The sequence below is a fragment of the Cellulomonas sp. P4_A2 genome (assembly GCF_056402515.1).
On record NZ_JBFUHG010000125.1, the window covers coordinates 1 to 431 of the forward strand.

Genomic DNA, 431 nt, shown 5'->3' on the forward strand with positions numbered 1-431 from the left:
CCCAGCAGGTTCGCCGCCGGGACCCGCACGTCTGCGAAGGACAGCTCGCGCGTGTCCGAGGCGTTCCAGCCGACCTTGGAGTACGGGGCGGCGACCGTGAACCCGGGGGTGCCGGACGGCACGATGATCGACGAGATGAGCGGGGCGCCGTTCTCCTTGCGGCCGGTCACCGCCGTGACCGTGACCAGTGCGGTGATGTCCGTACCGGAGTTGGTGATGAAGCACTTGGAGCCGTTGATCACCCACTCGTCCCCGTCGAGCACGGCCGTCGTCCGGGTGCCGCCCGCGTCGGACCCGCAGTCCGGCTCGGTCAGCCCGAACGCGCCGAGCGCCTCGCCCGAGCAGAGCCTGGGCAGCCACTGCTGCTTCTGCTCCTCCGTGCCGAAGTGGTAGACCGGCATCGCGCCGAGCGAGACCCCGGCCTCCAGGGT

The 431-nt window shown here is 71.0% G+C and carries 1 protein-coding gene; it reads right to left on the reverse strand.

What is annotated here, in order from left to right; genetic code table 11:
* Positions 1-431: acyl-CoA dehydrogenase family protein (locus tag AC1DUE_RS20395; RefSeq protein ID WP_477041224.1), on the reverse strand; the 431-nt coding region annotated here is incomplete at both ends.